Raw genomic sequence first — 20,955 nt, forward strand, 5'->3', positions numbered from 1 at the left:
CCGCTGCGCCGCACGATCCAGCGCGAGATCGAGGACCAGCTCTCGGAGAAGATCCTGTTCGGCGAGATCCAGGCCGGACGGTCCGTGCTGGTCGACACCGAGGGCGAGGGCGACGACGAGCGCTTCACGTTCCGCCTCGCTCACGTGCCCGCCCCGTGACGCCCGGCCGAGCGGGTGAGGGCCGACCGGGTGACACCGGACCGCAGATCGACCGCGCTCATTGTGCCGTCAACCGGGTAGCTAATACTTTTAATTAAAGTAAATTCCCGGTTGGGGTGGATGTGCGCCTCGAACTCACCGAACACCGCTGGCACGACCTGCGCACCGCGCTCGCCGCCGCGACCGAGCGGTTCGCCGACCTGCTGCTGTCCTGTCGCGATCCGGACCTGCCGGCGATCGGCCACTGGTCGGTCGCGGAGGTCGCCGCGCACGCCGCGATCGTCTCCCGGATGCAGGCGGGCTTCCTGCGCTCTCCGGCCGCGCCGCTGGGCGTGCCCGAGATCGACCGGCTCCTCGCGAGCGCGACGCTCGGCGACTTCGCCCGGCTCAACGACGCGGCGCTGCGCGCGTTCCCCGAGCGGTCTCCCGAGGTTCTCGCGCGCGACCTGCGCGAGGGGGTCGCCGACGTGGTGGAGCTCAGCGCCGACGCCGACCCCCACCGGTCCGCGCGCTGGCTGGGCGATTCCCGGATGCCGGTCGCCTCGCTGCTGGCCCACCAGCTCAACGAGATCCTGCTGCACGGCTGGGACATCGCCAGAGCCGTCTCGCTCCCGTGGCGCGTCCCGTCCGCCGAGGCCGCCCTCGCCTTCGAGGTGTTCCTGGTCCAGTTGCTCGGTGGCGAGCACACCGGCCACCTGTTCGGCGACGGTTCCGGGCGGGGTCGTCGCCTTCGCGTGGAGTTCCGCTCCGCGCACACCACCCCGGTCGTGCTGGTCAGCGGCGAGGGCCGCGTCGGTGCGGACCCGCCGGGAGGTGGCGCGGACGCTCGCGTCCGGTTCGAGCCGGGCGCGCTGATGCTGACCGTCTTCCGCCGCACTCCGCTCGCTCGCGCCGTCGCGACCGGCCGGATCGTCGCCACCGGTCCCCGCCCCTGGGTCGCCGTCTCCTACCTGCGGCGGATGCGCACCCCCTGAAGTCCGCCGTCCCACTTCCCCGTCCGCACCCCTCGGAGGTCCCCGCATGTCAGTACACGCATCGACACGCACCGCGGAGGTTCCCGTTCGGCCCCGCCGTCCCTGGCTGGTGGTCGGCCTGAGCGCGCTGGTCGGCTTCCTGCTCACCGTCGTGTGGTCGGCCCACTTCGTGGACTCCGTCATCGGAGGCACGGTCGCAGACGGGCTGCTCGGCCACGACGCCGACGCGACACCGATCGCCGGGGTCGGCGCGGGCGTCGTGTTCGCCTTCGTGTCCGGTCTGGCGGGCACGTTCACCGCCTGCAACATCGCCGCGTTCGGAGTGATGGCGCCCGTCGCGGGTCGCGAGGGCGGCACCTCGGACAGGGTGCTGGGAGTGCTGCGCCCGCTCGCCCGGCTCTCCGTCGGCATGATCGCGGTGTCCGCCGCCTACGGCGTCGTCGTCGCCCTCGTCGGCACCGGCATGCCGCAGTTCCAGACCGCCACCACCGACGGACTCGCGCCCCGTCTGGTGCAGGCCATGGTCGTCTACGGCGTGGTCGGCCTGGTCATGGTCTACCTCGGCCTGGCCGCGGCCGGCCTGGTGCCCGACCCGCTGGCGCGGCTCGCCCGCCGGTGGCCCGGCGCACCGATGGTGGTGCTGGGCGCGCTGATCGGCGCCTTCCTCATCGGCCGTCCGTTCCCGCTGTTCCGGGTGATGTTCCGGGACGCCGCCGAGAGCGGCAACGTCTTCTACGGAGCCGCGGCCTTCGCACTCCAGTCGGTGGGCAACATCCTCGTCATGGCCGTGCTGCTGCTGGTCGTGACCTGGTCGGCGGGTGCGCGGCTGGGGCGCTGGTTCGCCGCAGACCCGCGCCGCAGGGCCGTGCTGACCTCGGCCGCGTTCGTCGCGGCGGGTGTCTTCCTCGTCCTGTACTGGGACGTGCGCATCCTCGAACGCCGCGACCTCATCCCGTGGTACCCGGTCGCACCCTGGGTGTGAGCCTTGACTTTACTTAAAAAATATATAGTCTTATGTGTGTAGGCCGAGCGTGACCGCTCCGCGTGCCGTCCGGCATCAGCCCACTGGCGGTCCCAACTCGACAGACGCTGGAGGTGTCTGGAGTGAGTCTTTCCAAGGAGAACTACGAGTCTCTGAACCTGGAGCCCAAGCCGATCCGTCCGCACATCTTGGCCGCCGCGACGGTGGTCTTCGGCGACGACTACTACTCGGGCCGGAGGGAGACCATCAACCTCTCCGGGTTCGTGCAGCTGAACAAGTGGCCGATGCCCGGATTCGAGCACCGCGTGGACGAGAAGGGCTACGCCTCGTTCGACACGGAGCTCATCAGCGCCCCGGAAGTCGGCATCAAGGGGTACAGCTACGAGCTGGACGACCGCCTTCAGGTCTTGTCCAACCCGTTCCTGCCCAACTCCGGCCACGTCAAGCAGATCGTGCCGGGCAAGAACTTCCCCGCGGAGTTCTACATCCGTCGCTTCGGCATCCTGGAGACGAGCACGCTGCGCCTCGCGCACCGCAACGTCATCGACATCTACGGTGTCGTGGACAACGTGCCGCCCTTCAAGAAGCCGCTGACCGGTCCGTACCTGGGTCACCCGCGCGGCGACGGCCCGTTCGACGTCGTCCAGGCGCCGAACGTGGTGCGCGGTACCACGTTGCCCGAAGCGTGGTACCCGGCCAGTGACGAGAACGAGCCCCTCGGCATCACGCCGGAGGTCTTCTTCGCGCCCAGCGCCGGCCCGTGCATGTCGATGCTGGTCGACCCCTCGCTGATCATGCAGGTGACCCTGGAGGGTCAGCTCGAGGTCGAGGTCAACGGCAAGACCGTGAAGGTGGACCTGGCGGGCGACTACCGCAAGGCCGCCGGTGCGGAGATCCTGCTGTTCGGTCCGGACAAGCACGCCGACGGCCCCGGCGTGCTCGCGCAGCTCGCGCGCGTCGCGGTCTCCGGTCACTGCGCCGAGCTGGGTGGCAGGGTCATGCTGCGGGCGTCGTGGCCGCGCGTGTCGGGCGGCACGCTCGGCGAGGGCAACGAGGACAGCCTGAGCCGCGTCTCCTTCCCGAGCGACCTGCACATCGACACCAACTTCGAGCTGTGCACCCCGCACGGCACGCTCTACGCCGACAACTCCGTCCACGTCGCGGGCAAGCTGCGCGACGTGGAGGCGACCGGCACGGAGCTGAAGCTGGACGGCGCCGACTCGCCGCTGGTCACGACGGAGAACGAGGTGAAGGCCCGCCTGACCGGCGTCCGCCTGGCGATGCGCGACGCGCACGTGGGCGAGACCGCCGCCGTCAACATCTGATGCCGGTTGCCACCGACGCAGGTGTGGTTTAAGTTCCAATAGCAAGTTCCGGTGGGTGTCGCCCGTGCTTCCGGGTGGCACCCACCGGCGCGGCCGGCGACCCGAGGGGAGAGCGCCGCATGGACTCCCGACTCCTGGCCATGCACCAGGTGATGCTGGCGGACCACGTGCGCATCGACGCCTACGACCGAGCGCTGGCGCGTGCCGTCAGACCGGGTGACGTGATCGCGGACGTCGGCGCCGGGACGTTGGTGCTGTCCGTGCTCGCGCTCAAGCACGGCGCGTCCCACGTGTACGCGATCGAGGCCGACCCCGCGATGGCCCAGCTGGCTGAGCGCATCGCCGCCGACAACGACTTCCGGGACCGGATCACCGTGGTGCAGGGCGACGCGCGGGTGGCGCGCCTGCCGCGCGCGGTGGACGTCGTGGTCGCCGAGCTGATGGGCAACCTCGGTCCGGAGGAGGAGATGGTCGAGCTGGTCGCCGCCGTCGCCAAGCGCAACCTCGCCCCCGGTGGGCGCGTCGTGCCCCGTCGCCTCACCACTCACCTCACCGCGATCGGGTTCGACGGCGAGGGCTGGGGCGTGTGGCGGGAGGAGCACCTCGGCTACCGGCTCGACGCGGTGCGCGCCGCGGCACCGCCAGGACCCCAGCTGCACTTCTTCCAGCGCGATCCCGTGCTGCTCAGTGCGCACGTCCCGGTGGCGGTCAGCGAGATCGGCGTCAGCCGCGCCGGTCGGCCCGCGGCTCCCGGCCGCCTGCGCGTCGAGCGAGCGGGCGAGCTGCACGCCGTGATGGGCCACTTCTCCGCCGAGCTGGCAGACGGCGTGGTGCTGTCGAACTTCCCCTCCTACCCCGGCTGCAACTGGGCCGTGTGGACCTGGCCGATCAAGCACACGCCGGTGCTGCCGGGCGACGAGGTGCTCGCGGAGCTGGTCCCGCCGCTCTCCCGCGCCGCCGCGCGCGACGCGACGGAGTGGCGCCTGGACTGCGCCCTCTCCCGGCGAAGGAGCGCCTGATGCCCATGTCGCTGGGGACCGTCCGCGACATCCCGGTCCGCGCGCTGAAGCTGTGCGGCCTCACCTGGTCGGGCGAGTTCCTGTGGTTCTCCGAGGCCGTGTCGAGCCGGATCATGGCCCTCGACCCGGTCACGGGGAGCGTCGAGCGGCGCATCGCCTGCCCCGGCGTGCGCACCGACCTGACCACGCTGTCCGGCAACCTCGTGCAGGTGGTCGGCGACAACCGCGACCTGCGGGTGATCGACCCGGACAGCGGCGAGACGGTCGTGGAGATGGCCAACCCGCGGCCCGGTCACGTGCTGTGCGGGCTGGAGGCCACCCGCGACGGCATCTGGCTCGGCTACGAGGACCTGCGCGTGCTCGACCTGCGCAGCGCGGAGAACGGCGAGCTGCTGGACAGCATCCCGGTCACCCGGCCCATCGCGGGCCTGACCGTGTCCGACCGCTTCCTCGTCTACTCCGACCACCGGGCCGGCACGATCAACCTGGTCGACGTCGCCCTGCGGCGCCAGGTCGCCAGCTACGACGTGGCCGGCAACCCCACCGGGATCACCTGGGACGGTCGCCGGATCTGGTACTGCGACTACACCACGCTCCAACTGCGCGCGATCGAGGTGCCCGGCATCAGCGGAACCTGAACCCGGAGGGAGCCACCCGTGTCCGACCTCACCGCCGGTCCACCACCCCCGTCGCGCCGCGCGCTGGTCCAGCGCGTGGCGCGGGTGTGCGTGCTGCTGGTCGCCGTGCTGGTGCCCGCGCTCGTCTCGGCCCTGGTGCGTGGTGCGCGCTCCGGCCGCGACACCGGCCTGCGGCACCTCTACCGGCGCACCACGGTGCTGCTGATCCGCCTGGGGCCCACGTTCGTCAAGGCGGGGCAGGTGCTGGGCACGCGACGCGACGTGCTGCCGCCCGCGTTGTGCGACGAGCTGGGCGTGCTCCAGGACGACGTGCCGCCGATGAACCGCGCCCAGACCGACCGCGCACTGGCCGAGGCGTTCGGCGACGAGCTGGACGAGCTGTTCGCCGAGGTGGATCGCACCCCCGTGGCGAGCGGCAGCGTGGCCTGCGTCTACCGGGGGACGCTGCGCTCGGGTCGCACGGCGGCGCTCAAGCTGCGGCGACCGGGGGTGGAGCGGGTGATGGGACTCGACCTGCTGCTGATGCGGCGGGGCGCGGCCCTGGTCGCGAGGTTGCCGGTGTTCGCCGGGGTGCTGGTCACCGACGTGGTGGACCACGTGGCGGGGGCCGTGCTGGGCCAGCTCGACTTCGAGCGCGAGGCCGAGGCGCTGCGGCGGTTGCGGCGCAACCTGTCGGCGGTGCCGCGGGTGTGGGTGCCGCAGGTGTTCACCGAGGCGTCGCGGCCCCGGTGCATCGTCATGGAGTTCATCGACGGCCTGGCGACCGACACCGCCCAGCGGTGCTCGCCCGCCGCGCGCAAGCGCTTCGGCGTCTCCGGGCTCACCGCGATCTACCAGATGCTGTTCGTGGACGGGTTCGTGCACTGCGACCTGCACCCCGGCAACCTGTACTTCACCGCGTCGGCGCAGGTCGTGGTCCTCGACGCCGGCTTCAGCGTGCAGTTGACCGACCGGCTGCGCCGCCTGTTCGCCGAGTTCTTCATGAACATGGCCGTCGGCAGGGGGAAGCGCGCGGCCGAGATCGTGGTGGAGAGCTCCGCCGGGCTCGACGAGCGCGCGGACGTGACGGGTTTCCTGACCCGGATGGCCGACCTGGTCGAGCGCAGCCACGGCCTGCCCGCGAAGGAGTTCAGCCTGGTCGGCTTCGCCACCGAGATGTTCGACCTCCAGCGCAAGCACGGTGTGCACGCCGCGCCCGAACTCATCTTTCCGCTGCTGTCGCTACTGGTGATCGAAGGAACCATTCGGGAGCTCAACCCCGACGTCGACTTCCAGGAGGCGGCGAAGCCCGTGGTGGTGAAGGGGTTGTTCGGGACGACTACCACATCCGGCTGAGCGGCGGCTGTGGCAGATGTCCTAGTCGACAGCTATAGGATCGAGTAGTCTGTGCTGTCGGAAGGAGACGACCATGACGACCAAGCGGACCTACCAGCAGTACTGCGGTCTCGCGTCGGGCCTCGACGTGGTGGGCGAACGCTGGACCCTGCTGATCGTCCGCGAGTTGCTGATGGGCCCCGCCCGGTACAGCGACATGCTGGCGAACCTTCCGGGCCTCGGCACGAACCTGCTGGCCGAACGCCTGAAGTTCTTGGTGGAGCGCGGCGTGGTCGAGCAGGTCGACCTCCGCGGCACCGGCTCGCAGCTGGCCTACGCGCTGACCCCGGTCGGCGAGCGGCTCCGCCCGTTGATCCTGGGTCTGGCGCGCTGGGGCATGGAGTTCGTGGGCGACCTGCGCCCGGAGGACGCCGTCCGGCCGCACTGGGGCTTCCTGGCCGTCGAGTCCATGCTCGACCAGTCGAAGGTCTCCGACGTGGACGAGAACTACGAGTTCCGGGTGGACGACCAGGTCTTCCACGTCCAGGTCTCCGGTGGCCGGGCCCGCGCCGTGAAGGGCGCTGCGGTCGACCCCGCGATGGTCGCGAAGACCGACGCCGCCACGTTCGTGCAGGTCGGTGCGGGCCGCCTCACCCCGCTGCTGGCGATGGTGACCGGCAGACTGTCGTTGCAGGGCGACATGGAGGCCGTGGTGCGGTGCTGCGACCTGCTCGGCCTGGAAACGGGTGTGCCCGCCCGGCAGTCACCACCCGTCGCGGCCGTCTGACACCACCACTGGGAGGCGCTGCCCGGATGACCGGTCCTGTCGGTCTGTGGCCCGAATCCGCTGACGACGGCTACCGCGAGGCGCGCACCGAGCTGTGGCACGCCGAGCGGAACCTGCGCGACGCGCTGGAGGCGGTCGCGCGTGCCCGCCGCGCGCTACCGCCGGGCGCGCTGCTGGAGGACTACCCGCTCCGGGAGGGGCCCGACGACCCCGGCCTCGACGAGCCCGAGCGCGTCCTGGGGCTGGTCGACCTGTTCGGCGAGCACGACACCCTGGTCGTCTACCACCTGATGTTCGCTCCGGGCGCCCGCGAGGGCTGCCGGATGTGCTCGATGTGGGTGGACGGCCTGCACGGGGTGTCGCACCACCTGGCCCGGCACACCGCGTTCGCCGTGGTGGCGGAGGCGGGAGTGCCCGAACTGCGGGCGTGGGGTCGCCGGCGCGGCTGGGACGGGCTGCGGCTGGTGTCCGCCGGAGGGACGTCGTTCGGTCGCGATCTGGGCGCGGTCCACGAGGACGGTTCGCTGCGGCCCGGGCTGAGCGTGCTGCGCCGCGACGGGGACGGCGTGCGCCACTTCTACACCGCGTTCGCCGACTGGACCGGCGAGGACGGGGAACGCGGCATCGACCTGTACTCGCCGGTGTGGCAGGTGCTGGACCTGCTGCCGCAGGGGCGGGGCAGCTGGTACGCGGCCAACGACTACGCGGGCAGGCTGCGCGGCGACCGCCGCTGAGCGACGGGGTGCCGACCGAGGACGGGTGAGCCGCTCGGCGACTCCGGGTCCGTGCCGAACGGCTGTGTCGAACGGCCGCGCTGAACGGCTGTGGCGATCGGCCGCGCCGTGGTCTCGGCTCGATCCTCCCTGGTCGATCCGTGTTACTGTTTACTTGAAAAACAGGTTCCACCCTGAGGGGAATGGGGGGATCGTGGGGTGTGACGTCGACGCCGCGTCGGACTTCGCCGCTGTGGCTCGTTCCTACGTGGAAGGTCATCCGCTTCTCTCCGTCGCATCGCTCGACCACCTGTCGACCCTGCGACTCGACCTGGACGCGGAGTTCTGTCGCGAGATGGCCGAGCTGTTCGACCGGGCACCGCCGCTGGTCTGGGACGACGACACGGCAAGACGGTACGACTTGTTCAAGCGGGAGAACCTGGCGCAGTACCGGGCCATCCGTGCCGCGGGGCTCGACGTGCGGCCGTGGTCCGACGAGCGCGGGCCCTACAGCGGATCGCGCGACCTGGTGCGGCGCGTGCGCGAGACCGGCGTCCTGCACGTCTACCTGACCTCGGCCGGCCACGGCCCCGGCCCGGTCACCGGCTTCCACCCGCTGCGCGCCCCCTCCGGGGTGGTCGAGCACGGCGTGGAGCTGACCCACAACGACGTCTTCCGAGTGGTGCACGACGTCTTCGGCCACGTCATGCACGGCCACGCGTTCGGGCCGCGCGGCGAGTTCTGGGCCACGCGCACCCACCTGCCGATGTACCCCGAGGACGCCCACCCGGTGCTGCTGACCGAGCAGGTCGGGCAGATCTGCTGGTTCTTCTACGGTCCCCACCTGCGCGTGGCGGGCAGCCTGCCCGCCAGGGGCGAGCCGGGGTGGACCCCGCCCCACCTGCGGCCCTACGCCCAGCAGAAGGTCTTCCCGCTCGCCACCGACCACGTCCTGCGGTTCACGAGCCTGTTCACGGAGGAGAACGGATGACGCACACCGCGCACGAGGGCGTCGTCGACGCCCTGCCCGCCTCGGTGCGGGACGACTTCCCGATCTTCGCCACCCGTTCCGGCCCCTACCTCGACAACGCCGCCACCACGCACAAGCCGCGCGTCGTGCTCGACGCGGTGATCGACTACTACACCACGGCCAACAGCAACGTCGGCCGCGCCTACCACGAGCTGGGCCGCCTGTCCACGGACGTCTACGAGGAGGCACGCGCCTCCGTGCAGGAGGCGCTGGGCGCGCGTCACCCCGAAGAGGTGGTGTTCACCGCGGGCACCACCGACGCCGTCAACACCGTCGCCGACGGCATCGGTCGCCGTCTGCTCGGCCCCGGCCGGGCGGTGCTGGTGAGCGGCATGGAGCACAACTCGAACCTGCTGCCGTGGCGCAGGCTCGCGGAGGAGACCGGCGCCCGGCTGCTCGTCGCCCCCGTGGACGCGCGGGGCCGCGTCGACGTCGTGGCGTTCACCGCCCTGCTGGGGCCCGAGGTGCGGCTGGTCGCGATCTCCCACGTGTCGAACGTGCTCGGCACCGTCAACCCGGTCGCGGAGTTGATCGACGCCGCGCACCGGCACGGCGCGCTGGTCCTGGTGGACGGCGCGCAGGCCGTGCCCCACCGGGCCGTGGACGTGCGGGCGCTGGACGCGGACTTCTACTGCTTCTCCGCGCACAAGGTGTACGGCCCGATGGGCACCGGCGTGCTCTACGGCAAGCGCGAGCTGCTCGACGAGCTGCGTCCGCCCCGCGTCGGCGGCGGCACGGTCAAGGGCGTCCACGCCGCCCGACCGGTCCGCCACGTGCCGGTGCCCGCCAGGTTGGAGGCGGGCACGCCCAACGTCGCCGGCGCGGTCGGCCTGGCCGCGGCCCTGCGCTACCTCGACGGCCTGGGCCGGGAGGCCGTGCGCGCCCACGACGAGCACCTGGTCCGGTACGCGGTGCGGCGCCTGTCCGAGCGGCCGGGCGTGCGGGTGATCGGCGCGCCGGAGGACGAGCCGAGCGGCATCGTGTCCTTCGTGGTCGAGGGTGTCCACCCCTACGACGTCGGCGGACACCTGGACGCGCGCGGCATCGCGGTCCGCTGCGGGGTGCACTGCGCCAGCACGTTCCTGGACGACCTCGGCCTGCTCGGCACGGTGCGCGCGTCCTTCGCCGTCTACAACACCGAGAGCGACGTGGACGCCGTGGTCGAAGCGCTGGACACGGTGCGGCCCGACTTCTGGACCACCGACCACCCCACCACCCGCTTCCTGTGACCCGCGCCACGACCAGCACGAGGGGGAGCTCGATGTCGAAGGTGGACGACCGGGACCAGGTGCGCGCCGATCAGATCGCGACCTGGGACGCGGTCAGCGACGGCTGGCTGGCCTGGACCGCGGAGTTCGAGCGGGCCGCGGGCGCGGTGTCCGCGGAACTGGTGCGGTTGGCCGGGGTGCGCCCCGGCCAGTCCGTGCTCGACTACGGCACGGGGCTCGGCGAGCCCGCGTTCACCGTCGCCGACACGGTCGGCCCGACCGGCGAGGTGGTGGGCGTGGACCTGTCGCCGCGCATGGTCGCGCGAGCGCGCGAGCGCGCCGCGGGCCGCCGGGGCGTCCGGTTCCTGGTCGGCGGTCCGGAGGTCGTCCCCGGCGGGCACGACGCGGTGCTGAGCCGCTGGGTGCTGCCGCTGGCGGCGGACCGGGTGGGGTTGCTGCGGGCGCTGCGTGCGGCGCTGCGGCCCGGCGGCACCCTCGCCGCGGCCGTGTGGGGTCCTCCCGCGGAGGTGCCGATGATCGCCCTGGGCTTCCGGGTCCTGGCCGGGCTGCTGGAACTCCCCCCGCCCCCGCCCGGTCCGAGCCCGTTCGCGCTGGCCGACCCGACCGCGCTGCGGGACGAGGTCGCCGCCGCCGGGTTCCGGGAGGTCCTCGTGACCGAGGTGGTGGTGGACTTCCGGCTCGCCGCGCCGGACGCGTTCGCGGACTTCGCGCTCGACGTGCTGCCGCCCCGGCTGCACGGCGCGCTGCGCGAGCGGTACGGCGACGCGCACCACCCCGAGGTGCGCTCCGCGCTCGTCGGCGCGGTCGACGGGTTCCGCACCGACGACGGCGGGTTGAGCCTGCCGTCCCGGTGCCTGCTGGTCAGGGGCGTGGCATGAGGTTCGACACGCGGTTGGTGCACGTGGGGCAGGAGCCGCCGGCGGGCACCGGCGACCTGGTGCCGCCCCTGCACCTGGCCTCCACCTACGAGCGCGACGTGCAGGACCCGCTGCGGTGGTTCTACGCCCGTGGCGAGAACCCGACGCGCGAGGGCCTGGAGCGCTGCCTGGCGGCGCTGGAGGACGTGCGGTTCGCCTCGGTGTTCTCCTCGGGGCAGGCCGCGGGCGCGACAGCGCTGGCCGTGCTCGCCCGGCAGCGGGTGATCGTGTCCGACGACGTCTACGGCGGCACGCACTCGCTGATGGGCACGCTCGCCGACCGGGGCGTCGAGGTCCGGTACGAGGACCTGGCGGACCCGGAGGTCGTGGCCGCGGTGTTCGCCGACGACGCCGCGGCCGGCGCCCTGGTGTGGGTGGAGACGCCGACGAACCCGCTGCTCAAGGTCGTGGACCTGGCGGAGGTGAGCAGGCGCGCCCACGCGGTGGGCGCGGTCGTGCTGGTGGACAACACGCTGGCCGGTCCGGTGCTCCAGCAGCCGCTGCGCCACGGCGCGGACGTGACCCTCTACAGCACCACCAAGTCCGTCGCCGGGCACCTGGACGTGCTCGGCGGGGCGCTGGTGCACGATCGCGAGGACCTGCACGAGGCGTTCACGGCCCACCGCACGGCGGTCGGCAACGTGCCCGGCCCGTTCGACTGCTTCCTGGTGCACCGGGGCCTGAAGACGCTGTCGCTGCGGACCCGCTGCCAGGTCGCGACCACCGGACTGGTCGTGGAGGCGCTGTGCGGGTCGCCCGCCGTGTCGGAGGTGCGCTACCCGGGTCTGCCGGGGCACCCGGGGCACGCGGTCGCCGCCCGCCAGATGACGGGGTTCGGCTCGTTGGTCTCGTTCCGCTACCGCGGCGACGTGGACGCGCTGCTGCGCCGCACGCGGCTGTTCGCCAACGCCGTCAGCCTCGGCGGCGTCCGGTCGCTGGCCCAGTGCCCGGCCGCCACCACCCACCGCCCGGTGCCGCCGGAAGTGCGGGCGCGGCTGGGCATCACCGACGACCTGGTCCGCGTGTCGGTCGGCATCGAGGACCCCGAAGACCTGCTCGACGACCTCGAACGGGCGTTCCGCACCACCTGAGGACACACGCGGAGGAGTGACATGGCGGAGTTGACCCTGCTCGACGGCGGCGTCGCGACCGAGTTGCAGCGGCGCGGCGTCCCGGTGGCCGCGCCGTGGTGGACCACGCGGGCCGTGCTGACCGGCCAGAAGCGCGACGTGCTCCGGGCGGTGCACGAGGACCACGTGGCCGCGGGCGCCGAGGTGATCACCGCGAACACGTTCCGCTGCAACCTGCGGGCCCTGGAGCGCAACGGGCTGGAGGACGCGGGCCTGGCGTGGATGGTGCACGCGGCGGTGGGCGTCGCGACCGCGGTGCGGAACGCTTCGAGCGGCCGGGTGCGGGTGGCCGGGTCCGTCGCGCCGGTCGAGGACTGCTACCGGCCGGACCTCGTGCCGCCGGACGACGAGCTGCGCGCGGAGCACCGCTGGCTGGTCGTGGAGCTGGTGCGCGCCGGGGTGGACCTGGTGCTGGTGGAGACCATGAACTCCGTCCGCGAGGCGCGGATCGCGGTCGGGGAGGCGGTGACGGCCGGCGCGACGACGTGGGCCTCGTTCGTCTGCGGACCCGACGCGCGCCTGTTGTCCGGCGAGCCGCTGGCCGAGGCCGCGCGGGCGGTGACCGGCGAGGGCGCGGCGGCGGTGCTGGTCAACTGCACCCGGCCGGACGACGTCGAGGCGTGCCTGGCCGTGCTGGGCGAGGTCGCCGGGGTGCCGTTCGGCGCCTCCCCGAACGTCGAGGACCGCGCCGGCCTGCCGGACGGCGGCCACGTGGACCGGCACGTCCCCGCGGTCCTCGGACCGGCGCAGTTCGCGACGTCGGCCGCGCGGTGGCGGTCGGAGTTCGGCGCGTCCGTGCTCGGCGGGTGCTGCGGCACCACCCCCGAGCACCTCGCTGCCGCGGCGAAGGCGGTGTCCGCGGTACCCGCACCGTGATCACCGCCGTGCCGATCACCGCCGCGACTAGCATGAGCCACCCGGAAGGGTGGTGGGTCTGTGGTGTCGTCGAAACGCGACTACGGGCAGTTCTGCGGGCTGGCGGGCGCGCTGAACGTGATCGGCGAGCGCTGGACCCTGCTCGTGGTGCGCGAGCTGCTGATCGGCCCCACCCGCTTCACGGAGTTGATCGACAACCTGCCGGGCATCGGGCCGAACCTGCTGGCCGACCGCCTGCGCTCCCTGGTCGAGCAGGGCGTGGTGGAGCAGCAACCGGTGCCCGGCGACGGGCGGGCTCGCCAGTACGCGCTCACCGAGGTCGGGGCGCAGTTGGGCCCGCCGGTGCTGGCGCTGGCCAGGTGGGGTCTGCGGTTCCTCGACGAGACCGACTCGTCGAGCGCGACCCGCGCCAGGTGGGGCTTCCTGGCCGTGCAGGCGATGGTGCAGGAGGACCGCATCCCGGACGTGGACGAGGTCTACGAGTTCCGGGTGGCCGACCAGGTCTTCAGCATCGCGGTCGCCTCCGGTGCGGTGGCGTTCGGACGCGGTTCGGTGGCCGCGCCCGACCTCGCCGTCGAGTGCGACACCGACACGTTCGTCAAGATCGGCGCGCGGATGCTCTCGCCGCTCCAGGCCATCGCCACGGGCGCGGTGAAGATCTCCGGGTCCGAGGACGCCGTCAAGCGCTGCATCCGGATGCTCGACCTGTCCTGACACACCACGCACTCGCAATCTGTTTTGGTAGTAAAATGCGGACATGGCTGTGACGGGCGGGTGGGGTTCCGCGACGGTGGCGGCGGGGGAGCGCGCGGCTCCCGCGCGCTTGGCCCGCTCCGCGCTCGCCGTGCGCAGCGCCGCGGCCGCCGCCGAGGCGGACCGGTGGTTCGAGCAGCGGGTCCGGACCACCGAGCTGGACGTCCGGCACGTGCCCCTGCACGCGCTGCGGGACTGGCACGTCGACCCGCGCACCGGTGACCTCGGCCACGACAGCGGCCGGTTCTTCGCCGTTCGCGGCATCGACGTGACCGTCCCCGGTCACGAGGTGTCCCGCTGGAACCAGCCGATCATCCACCAGCCCGAGGTGGGTGTGCTCGGCATCCTGGTGCGCGAGTTCGACGGCGTGCTGCACCTGCTGATGCAGGCCAAGGTCGAACCGGGCAACGTCAACGGGGTTCAGCTCTCGCCGACCGTGCAGGCCACCCGCAGCAACTACACCGGCGTGCACCGCGGTCGCGCCGTGCCCTACCTGGGCCACTTCCTGGACGTGTCGCGGGAACGCGTGCTCGTGGACGTGCGGCACTCGGAACAGGGGGCGTGGTTCTACCGCAAGCGCAACCGCAACATCGTGGTCGAGGTGGACGAGGACCTGGAGGTGCTGGACGGGTTCCGCTGGTTCACCCTGGCCGAGGTGCACCGGATGCTCGCGCGCGACGACGTGGTCAACATGGACGCGCGCACCGTGCTGGCGTGCCTGCCGTTCGCGGGCGACGGCCTCGCCGCGGACCTGGGCGCGGGCGGCGGCGACTTCCGCTCCGCCCTGGTGCGTTCGTGCGAGCCGGGTGCCGGCAGCGCGCACACCACGGGTGAGCTGCTGCGCTGGATCAGCGAGCGTCGCACCCGGACCGACTTGCGCACGGCGGCGGTGCCGCTGGCGGAACTGCCGGACTGGCGGCGGTCGCGAGACTCCATCTCGCACCGCACCGGTGCGTTCTTCGACGTGATCGGGGTGGACGTGCGGGCTCCCGACCGCGAGGTCGCCAGGTGGTCGCAACCCATGATCCGGCCGTGCGGCACGGGGTTGACCGCGTTCGTGGTGACCCGCATCGGTGGCGTGCTCCACGCCCTGGTGCACGCCCGCGCCGAGGCGGGCTGCGTGGACGTGGTCGAGTTGGCGCCGACCGTGCAGTGCACCCCGGAGAACTACCGGCACCTCCCCGCGCGGGCTCGGCCGCGGCACCTGGACGCGGTGCTGGGCGCGCGGCCAGACCAGATCAGGTTCTCGGTCGTGCAGTCGGAGGAGGGTGGTCGGTTCTTCCGCGCCCGCACGCGGAACGTGGTGGTGGAGGTCGACTCGCCCGACGGAGCGGAGACCCCGGAGCACCGCTGGGTGGCCGTGCACCAGCTGGTGGACCTGCTGCGGCACAGCCACTACGTGAACGTCCAGGCCCGGAGTCTGGTGACCGGTCTGCACGCGCTGTGCGTGCCGCGAGACGCGGCGTGAGCGGCGTCGTGCGGGGGACGCGCGCCGAGGTCAGTCGGGCATCGTGTCGAGGTAGTGCTCCAGGTTGTCGAGTCGACCGGACCACAGCCTGCGGTAGGGCTCCAGCCAGCGGTCGAGCTCCATCAGCGGCCCGGGGCACAGTTCGTAGACGCGGCGCTGGGCGTCCTTGCGCGCGCGGACGATGCCCGCTTCGCGCAACACCTTGAGGTGCTTGGAGGTTCCGGGCTGGGAGATCCCCAGCTGCTCGACCAGCTCCCCGACCGGGCGAGGGCGTTCGAGCAGTAGCTCGACGATGCGCTGACGGGCCGGATCTGCCAGTACGGCGAACACGGCTGCCATGCCCTGAACAATACGTGCACTGTGTATGCCTTGCAAGTTATGGACGCTGTTCGGGACGCACGTCTCAGGCGACGCGCGTCACCGTTCCGCCGAGTGGGAACCGGCGCGGGGTCGCGGGCGGCGGGTTGCTCTGGTCGAGGTGCCTTAGCTAAGCTTTTTTAAAGCAAATGCTCGGCGAGCTGGGGAGACCTCATGAGTGGATCACCACCGTCCCGACCGTGGAGCACCAGGATGACGGCCGTCGCCGCCGTCCTCCTGGTCGTGGTGGGAGTGCTCACCACGGCCACCCCGTCGGGCCACGCCGAAGTCGTGGTGACGTCCTCCAGCGTCCTCGGCAGCGATGGCCGGACGTACCGGGCGACCAACCACCTCGTGCCGCTGCGCGACCGGAACAGCGCCAGGGAGTGGTTGCTCACCTGGGCCGGCGACGCGGACGGCGGCCAGGGCTCCGATCCCGACTTCCTCGCGGTCATCGACGCGACCAGGGGGTCGCGGACCTACGGCAAGGTCGTGAACACGGCGGTGCTCAGTCCCCAGGTCGGCAGCGAGCCGCACCACATGCAGTACGTCTGGCACGCGGGTGATCGCGTGTACGCGGGCGCCATGTTCACCGACACCACGTTCGTGCTCGACGTGTCGAAGCTGCCCGAGATCCGGCTCACCGGCATCAACCTCGGCGCCGACACCCCGTGCGCGTCCGTGCCCGACGCCTTCTGGGTGCTGCGCGACGGCACCGCCTACGGGTCGTACATGGGCGGTCCCGACGTCACCGGACCCTGCACCTACAGCAACGGCGAGACCCGCGTCGGCAACGGCTTCGCCGGTTCGCCGGGCGCGGTCGTGCGGATCGGCCAGGACGGCAGGACCCTCAGCGAGAGCCCGGCGTCCAGCCGGGAGGCGGAGATGCCCGAGCTGTGCGGCAACGTGCCGGCCCTGCCGAAGCCCAGTTGCGCCAACCCGCACGGAATCCAGGCGCGTGAGGACCTGAACCGACTGGTGGTGAGCGACTTCGCAGAGGTGCGCAACTACCTCGACCCCGACACCGTGCAGCTCGACCCCAAGCTGCTGCGCACCACCGTGCGCATCTTCGACATCACCGACCGGAACGCCCCCGAGCTGGTCTCCGTCAGCGCCCTGCCCGTCGGTCCGCGCCAGGACGAGGCGGTGTTCGAGGAGAACCAGATGGTCATGGAGACCACCGTGACCAACCGCAGGCACAACAAGGGGGCCTTCGCGGGGACGATGGCCGGCGGCGCGATCTACTACACGCCCGACATCACCGACCCCGCCCCGGAGTGGCGGCAGGTCTTCGACAACACCGCTGCCTACCGGCGGTTCGACCCGTCCGGCGTGCTCAGCGGCCAGCTCAGCGGCGGGAGCTGGCTCCAGACCAGCCCGGACGACCGGTACCTGTTCAACGCCGTCATGGGGTCCGACCCGCGCCTGACGCCCGAGCAGAACAGCGGCATGGTCTACGTGCTCGACATCCGCGAGCTGCTCGCTTCGGGCGAGGACCCGGACTGCCGCATCGACTCGCTCGACGAGGTCACCGGTGGCGGCGCAGAGCGGGACTGCCCGGCCGTCGTGGACGTCCTGCCGATCAAGGGCGGCGTGGGTGGTCCCGGGGGGCGCGTGGCGGTCGGTCCGCACTGGGGCGCGATGGACAACTTCGAGCGCGGCCACGACGGCCGCTACCGCGAGACCGGCGACGTCGAGCGCCTCGCCACGGCCAACTACTTCGTCGCGCAGACCGGCATCGACGGCGACCACCGGGTGTGCGTGGTCGACTTCGACGACCGGCGCGGTCGACTGGACCTGGACGAGTCGTTCCGGGACGAGAACGACCGGACGCCGTGCGTGAACTTCGACCGGCAGCGCTGGCCGCACGGCGAGCACGGGGGCGCGCGGCCGCACGGCGTGCTGTTCGCCGTCGCGGACGCCCACCTGCGGCGCTGACCACCCGGCAGGCCCGTACCCCGCTCCGGCTCGAGAGGACTCGACGATGTCCACCGCCAGGCGTGCCCTGACCCTGCTGATCGTCCTCCTGACCGGCACCGCGGTGGCCGTGACCGGCCCGTCGGCGGTGGGGCAGGCCACCACGACCACCTCGTCCGTGCGCGGCTCCGACGGGCGCCAGTACTCCGTCACCAACCACCTGACCGCCGAGGCGCGCGTGCGGGGCGAGCCGCGCCGCGAGTGGCTGCTGGTCTGGGCCGGCGCCGCCGACGCCACCGGTCCGGACTTCGTGGCCGTGCTCGACGCGACCGAGGGGTCCCGCACCCGGGGCGCGGTGGTGAACACCGCCACCGTCGACGGCCTGACCGGCAACGAGCCGCACCACGTGCAGTACCTGTGGCACAAGGGGCAGCGCGTGTACGCGGGCGGTCTGATGTCGGACACCGTGTTCGTGCTCGACGTGAGCCGACTGCCCGAGGTGCGGCTGGCGGGCGTCAACCTCCCCGCCGACACACCCTGCGGCTCGGTGCCCGACGCCTTCTGGGTGCTGCGCGACGGCACCGCCTACGGGTCGTACATGGGCGGCCCGAACGTGTCCGGACCGTGCACGTACAGCAACGGCGAGACCCGCGTCGGCAACGGCTTCGCCGGCTCGCCGGGCGAGGTCGTGCGCCTCGCGCCCGACGGTCGCACCCTGGCCGAGGCGCCCGCCGCCACCGCGGCGGGGGAGGACCCCGCGTCCTGCCTGAACGTGCCGGCCCTGCCGCTGGCCACGTGTGCCAATCCGCACGGCATCCAGGTCCGCGAGGACCTCGGCAGGATGGTGACCAGCGACTTCTTCGAGGTGCGGCACCTCATCGCGCCCAACGTGCCGCCGGGCGCGAACGTCGCCCGCGACACCGTGCGCATCTTCGACATCAGCGACCTCGACGCGCCCGAACTGCTGTCGGTGTCCAAGATGCCCGACGGCCCGCGCGTGGAAGCCGAGCCGGCGGAGGAGGAGCCGCGGCCGGTCATGGAGACCACCGTGACCAACCGGCCCGAGCACCGGGGCGCTTTCGCGAGCACGATGAACGGGGCGATCTACTACACCCCGGACATCACCGCCGCCGAACCGCGGTGGCGGCAGGTGTTCGACGACGCGGCGGCGTTCGGGGCGGTCTTCCCCCACGACCCGCCCCGCAGCGGCGGCAGCGCGGGCGCGTGGCTCCAGACCAGCCCGGACGACCGGTTCCTGTTCCACGTCGTGCTGCGCGGCGGGCCGGGGTCGGCGCACGCGGAGACCGGTCTGGTCTACGCCCTGGACATCCGGGAGCTGCTGCGTTCCGGCGGCGACCCGCAGTGCGCCGTGGACACCCTCGCGGAGGTCGCGGCGGGCGGCGCGGAACCGGACTGCCCCGCCCTGGCCGGCGTCGTCCCGGTCCAGGACCCGACCACCGGCGGCCCGCACTGGGGCGCGATGGACAACTTCGAGCTGGGTCGCGACGGCTACTACCACGAGACGGACCGCATCCGCCGCCTGGCGGTGTCGAACTACTTCGCCGCGCCCACCGGTCTCGACGGCGATCACCGGGTGTGTCTGGTGAACGTGGGCCCGCGCGGTGACCTGGCGCTCGACCGGACCTTCCGCGACCGGGGGCAGAGCCGGCCGTGCGTCGACTTCGACCGCACCCGCTGGCCCCACGGCGCCCGCGGCCCCGCCCGACCGCACGGCGTGCTGTTCGCGGTGGCGGACCGGGACGTGCGGTGATGTGGTTCGCCGTGGCCGGCGCCGCTCTCGGCCAGCACGGGCACGACGTGGCGCAGGTCGACGGGAGCGCCTGGGCCACCGCGGTCCGGGTGCCGGTGCTCGGCGCGCTGGTCGTGCTCGTCGGGACGGTGCTGCTGCGGTCCGTCGTGCCGTCCGGTCGGGTCGTCCGCGTGGTCGCGGCGGGTGGTGCGGTGGTCGTGGTGGCGGGCGAGGCGCTGCTGACCGCTGTCTCACCCCGGCCGCTGGACGGTGTCGGGGCGGTCGTCGTGCCGCTGGCGCTCGCGGTGGCCGCGGTGGTCGCGGTGGTCGCGGCGCCGCGCCGGCTGCGGACCGCCCCGCTGGTGGCGGGCTTCGCGACCGTCCTGGCCCTCGGGCAACTCGGCCGGGTCCCGGTGGCGACGGCGGGGGAGCGGGTGGCGCTCGTGCAGGCCGCCCTGCTCACCGGCGTCGCCGCGTTGGCGTGGTTCGCCGTCGCGCCGGTGCGACGCGCCCCGGCCGCGCACGCGGTGGCGGTGGCGGTGGCGCTGGCGGTGCTGGCCGGGACCGCGCAGCTGACGGCGGTGGAGCCCTGGCGGCCGGTGGCGGGCGTGCCGCAGGTGCGGGACGTCGCTCTGGGCGGTGCGGCGGGCCGGGTCCTCGTCGCGCCCCAGCGGCCCGGCTGGAACCTGGTCCAGGTCGCCGAGGCCGGAACGGAGGTCGGCGTCGACCCGGCACGGCTGGTCCCCGCGGCACCGAGACCGGGTGCGGGCGGTGCCTGGGCGCTGGTCGAGCTGCCCGAGGGGCGCAGCACCCTGTTGCTGCGGAGGGGAGGCGAGCTCTCCGCCGTGCCCGTGGACACGGGTACGACCGTCGGCCCCGACCTGACCTCGCCCGACGGTCCCGAGTGCGCCGGCGCGGCTGTCGGCGCGCTGGTGGCGGGGCGGGTGGCCTCGCTGGAGAGCTGCCCGGCCGACCACCTCGACCCGGCCGACGCCGACGCGCTGCGCGCGGTCGTGGCGTTCGTGGCCGGGCGGGGAAACCGGGGCGTCACGCTGGTCGCCGACGACTCGCCGCGCTCGGTGGCCGCCGCCGAGGTGGTGCTGGACGCCGCGCGCCTGCGCGGGACGGCTGTGACCCGGTGGCCGGCGTCCGAGCCCGCCTCCACCGGTCCCGTGCTGGTCGTCGCCGGCTGGGCGGGCGCGGAGCGGGCGCTGCGAGCGGTCGCGACGGGCGAGCTGCCCGGAGGGGGCAGCTACGTCGCCCCGTGGTTGCTCACCGCGCCGCTGCTGACCATCCCGGCGGGCCAGCTCGTCCCGCTGCGGACCGGCCCGCAGGAGCCCGAGCCGCTGCGGTACGTGGCCGCACTGCGGGCGGGCGCGCCCGACGCGACCGCCTCGGCCGCGGGCTACGCGGCGTGGCGGGGTGCGCCCGACGACCGGCCGGCGCGGCTGTACGCCGCCTCCTCGGTCACCGTGCAGCTCAGTACCACCGGCCACGCGCACGGCGGTGCGACGTGGTTCCCCGGCGGCGCGGTCACGCCGGTCTCGGGGCCGCTCGACGGGACGTGAGCGGGACCGGAGCAGGCGCCGGGTGCGGCGACCGCTCCGGTCCCACCGG

Annotated in this window: 19 protein-coding genes and 1 pseudogene; 19 read left to right on the forward strand and 1 reads right to left on the reverse strand. The window is 73.0% G+C overall.

Annotation, left to right across the window (positions count from 1 at the left end):
• From IMZ35_RS31190 to IMZ35_RS28525, 16 genes and pseudogenes are all read left to right on the forward strand, one after another.
• Window positions 1–135 (forward strand): annotated as a pseudogene (locus IMZ35_RS31190) (ClpB D2-like domain containing protein); the annotation flags it as partial.
• A gap of 140 nt (window positions 136–275) precedes the next feature.
• Entirely contained in the window at window positions 276–1,133 is an 858-nt protein-coding gene (locus IMZ35_RS28455; protein WP_199444297.1) for a maleylpyruvate isomerase family mycothiol-dependent enzyme, read from the forward strand.
• Between the two features lie 46 nt (window positions 1,134–1,179).
• The gene (locus IMZ35_RS28460; protein ID WP_229373571.1) at window positions 1,180–2,115 is read left to right on the forward strand and encodes a hypothetical protein; all 936 of its coding nucleotides are present in this window, start codon (window positions 1,180–1,182) and stop codon (window positions 2,113–2,115) included.
• A 122-nt stretch (window positions 2,116–2,237) separates the two neighbouring features.
• Entirely contained in the window at window positions 2,238–3,440 is a 1,203-nt protein-coding gene (locus tag IMZ35_RS28465; protein ID WP_199444298.1) for a DUF6004 family protein, read from the forward strand.
• A 119-nt stretch (window positions 3,441–3,559) separates the two neighbouring features.
• Window positions 3,560–4,459 carry a class I SAM-dependent methyltransferase gene (locus IMZ35_RS28470; protein WP_199444299.1) on the forward strand — a complete coding sequence of 300 codons (900 nt, stop codon included), beginning with the start codon at window positions 3,560–3,562 and terminating at the stop codon, window positions 4,457–4,459.
• On the forward strand, window positions 4,459–5,097 hold the full coding sequence (locus IMZ35_RS28475; RefSeq protein ID WP_199444300.1) for an NHL repeat-containing protein: 639 nt from the start codon (window positions 4,459–4,461) through the stop codon (window positions 5,095–5,097). Before IMZ35_RS28470 ends, IMZ35_RS28475 begins: the two co-directional genes overlap by 1 nt.
• Window positions 5,098–5,115: 18 nt before the next feature.
• Window positions 5,116–6,432, forward strand: coding sequence for an ABC1 kinase family protein (locus tag IMZ35_RS28480; protein WP_307868963.1), 1,317 nt, complete (start codon window positions 5,116–5,118; stop codon window positions 6,430–6,432).
• Window positions 6,433–6,505: 73 nt separating this feature from the next.
• On the forward strand, window positions 6,506–7,198 hold the full coding sequence (locus IMZ35_RS28485; RefSeq protein ID WP_199444301.1) for a winged helix-turn-helix transcriptional regulator: 693 nt from the start codon (window positions 6,506–6,508) through the stop codon (window positions 7,196–7,198).
• 26 nt (window positions 7,199–7,224) lie between these two features.
• Complete coding sequence (locus IMZ35_RS28490; RefSeq protein ID WP_199444302.1) at window positions 7,225–7,932, forward strand: DUF899 family protein; 708 nt, start codon at window positions 7,225–7,227, stop codon at window positions 7,930–7,932.
• 334 nt (window positions 7,933–8,266) lie between these two features.
• Window positions 8,267–8,902 carry a crotonobetainyl-CoA--carnitine CoA-transferase gene (locus tag IMZ35_RS28495; RefSeq protein ID WP_199444303.1) on the forward strand — a complete coding sequence of 212 codons (636 nt, stop codon included), beginning with the start codon at window positions 8,267–8,269 and terminating at the stop codon, window positions 8,900–8,902.
• Complete coding sequence (locus tag IMZ35_RS28500; RefSeq protein ID WP_199444304.1) at window positions 8,899–10,170, forward strand: aminotransferase class V-fold PLP-dependent enzyme; 1,272 nt, start codon at window positions 8,899–8,901, stop codon at window positions 10,168–10,170. The genes IMZ35_RS28495 and IMZ35_RS28500 overlap by 4 nt, the downstream gene beginning before the upstream one ends.
• 32 nt (window positions 10,171–10,202) lie before the next feature.
• Complete coding sequence (locus IMZ35_RS28505) at window positions 10,203–11,048, forward strand: class I SAM-dependent methyltransferase (protein ID WP_199444305.1); 846 nt, start codon at window positions 10,203–10,205, stop codon at window positions 11,046–11,048.
• Entirely contained in the window at window positions 11,045–12,178 is a 1,134-nt protein-coding gene (locus IMZ35_RS28510) for a trans-sulfuration enzyme family protein (RefSeq protein ID WP_199444306.1), read from the forward strand. Before IMZ35_RS28505 ends, IMZ35_RS28510 begins: the two co-directional genes overlap by 4 nt.
• A gap of 21 nt (window positions 12,179–12,199) precedes the next feature.
• Window positions 12,200–13,093 (forward strand): homocysteine S-methyltransferase family protein, encoded by an 894-nt coding sequence (locus IMZ35_RS28515; protein WP_199444307.1) that lies wholly within the window; start codon window positions 12,200–12,202, stop codon window positions 13,091–13,093.
• A 63-nt stretch (window positions 13,094–13,156) separates the two neighbouring features.
• Window positions 13,157–13,807 (forward strand): winged helix-turn-helix transcriptional regulator, encoded by a 651-nt coding sequence (locus tag IMZ35_RS28520; RefSeq protein WP_199444308.1) that lies wholly within the window; start codon window positions 13,157–13,159, stop codon window positions 13,805–13,807.
• A gap of 43 nt (window positions 13,808–13,850) precedes the next feature.
• Window positions 13,851–15,314, forward strand: coding sequence for an NDP-hexose 2,3-dehydratase family protein (locus tag IMZ35_RS28525; protein ID WP_199444309.1), 1,464 nt, complete (start codon window positions 13,851–13,853; stop codon window positions 15,312–15,314).
• Window positions 15,315–15,344: 30 nt separating this feature from the next.
• On the opposite strand, the gene IMZ35_RS28530 is transcribed toward IMZ35_RS28525, so the two are convergent.
• Window positions 15,345–15,653 carry an ArsR/SmtB family transcription factor gene (locus IMZ35_RS28530; protein ID WP_199444310.1) on the reverse strand — a complete coding sequence of 103 codons (309 nt, stop codon included), beginning with the start codon at window positions 15,651–15,653 and terminating at the stop codon, window positions 15,345–15,347.
• A gap of 192 nt (window positions 15,654–15,845) precedes the next feature.
• Between IMZ35_RS28530 and IMZ35_RS28535 the strand changes: the two genes are divergently transcribed.
• The 3 genes from IMZ35_RS28535 to IMZ35_RS28545 are packed head-to-tail and all read left to right on the forward strand — an operon-like array spanning window position 15,846 to window position 20,906.
• Complete coding sequence (locus IMZ35_RS28535) at window positions 15,846–17,609, forward strand: selenium-binding family protein (protein WP_229373572.1); 1,764 nt, start codon at window positions 15,846–15,848, stop codon at window positions 17,607–17,609.
• Between the two features lie 46 nt (window positions 17,610–17,655).
• Complete coding sequence (locus IMZ35_RS28540; RefSeq protein ID WP_199444311.1) at window positions 17,656–19,359, forward strand: hypothetical protein; 1,704 nt, start codon at window positions 17,656–17,658, stop codon at window positions 19,357–19,359.
• Window positions 19,359–20,906 carry a DUF6239 family natural product biosynthesis protein gene (locus IMZ35_RS28545; RefSeq protein ID WP_199444312.1) on the forward strand — a complete coding sequence of 516 codons (1,548 nt, stop codon included), beginning with the start codon at window positions 19,359–19,361 and terminating at the stop codon, window positions 20,904–20,906. The genes IMZ35_RS28540 and IMZ35_RS28545 overlap by 1 nt, the downstream gene beginning before the upstream one ends.
• Window positions 20,907–20,955: the final 49 nt, after the last annotated feature.

Source organism: Umezawaea beigongshangensis (assembly GCF_016464305.1).
GTDB classification, from domain to species: Bacteria; Actinomycetota; Actinomycetes; order Mycobacteriales; family Pseudonocardiaceae; genus Umezawaea_A; species Umezawaea_A beigongshangensis.

Excerpts from the sequence above, each read along its gene's own strand:
- IMZ35_RS28460 (WP_229373571.1), top strand. The coding sequence starts at position 1,180 with ATGTCAGTACACGCATCGACACGCACCGCGGAGGTTCCCGTTCGGCCC.
- IMZ35_RS28470 (WP_199444299.1), top strand. The coding sequence starts at position 3,560 with ATGGACTCCCGACTCCTGGCCATGCACCAGGTGATGCTGGCGGACCAC.
- IMZ35_RS28475 (WP_199444300.1), top strand. The coding sequence starts at position 4,459 with ATGCCCATGTCGCTGGGGACCGTCCGCGACATCCCGGTCCGCGCGCTG.
- IMZ35_RS28485 (WP_199444301.1), top strand. The coding sequence starts at position 6,506 with ATGACGACCAAGCGGACCTACCAGCAGTACTGCGGTCTCGCGTCGGGC.
- IMZ35_RS28490 (WP_199444302.1), top strand. The coding sequence starts at position 7,225 with ATGACCGGTCCTGTCGGTCTGTGGCCCGAATCCGCTGACGACGGCTAC.
- IMZ35_RS28495 (WP_199444303.1), top strand. The coding sequence starts at position 8,267 with ATGGCCGAGCTGTTCGACCGGGCACCGCCGCTGGTCTGGGACGACGAC.
- IMZ35_RS28500 (WP_199444304.1), top strand. The coding sequence starts at position 8,899 with ATGACGCACACCGCGCACGAGGGCGTCGTCGACGCCCTGCCCGCCTCG.
- IMZ35_RS28505 (WP_199444305.1), top strand. The coding sequence starts at position 10,203 with ATGTCGAAGGTGGACGACCGGGACCAGGTGCGCGCCGATCAGATCGCG.
- IMZ35_RS28510 (WP_199444306.1), top strand. The coding sequence starts at position 11,045 with ATGAGGTTCGACACGCGGTTGGTGCACGTGGGGCAGGAGCCGCCGGCG.
- IMZ35_RS28515 (WP_199444307.1), top strand. The coding sequence starts at position 12,200 with ATGGCGGAGTTGACCCTGCTCGACGGCGGCGTCGCGACCGAGTTGCAG.
- IMZ35_RS28525 (WP_199444309.1), top strand. The coding sequence starts at position 13,851 with ATGGCTGTGACGGGCGGGTGGGGTTCCGCGACGGTGGCGGCGGGGGAG.
- IMZ35_RS28530 (WP_199444310.1), bottom strand. The coding sequence starts at position 15,653 with ATGGCAGCCGTGTTCGCCGTACTGGCAGATCCGGCCCGTCAGCGCATC.
- IMZ35_RS28535 (WP_229373572.1), top strand. The coding sequence starts at position 15,846 with ATGAGTGGATCACCACCGTCCCGACCGTGGAGCACCAGGATGACGGCC.
- IMZ35_RS28540 (WP_199444311.1), top strand. The coding sequence starts at position 17,656 with ATGTCCACCGCCAGGCGTGCCCTGACCCTGCTGATCGTCCTCCTGACC.
- IMZ35_RS28545 (WP_199444312.1), top strand. The coding sequence starts at position 19,359 with ATGTGGTTCGCCGTGGCCGGCGCCGCTCTCGGCCAGCACGGGCACGAC.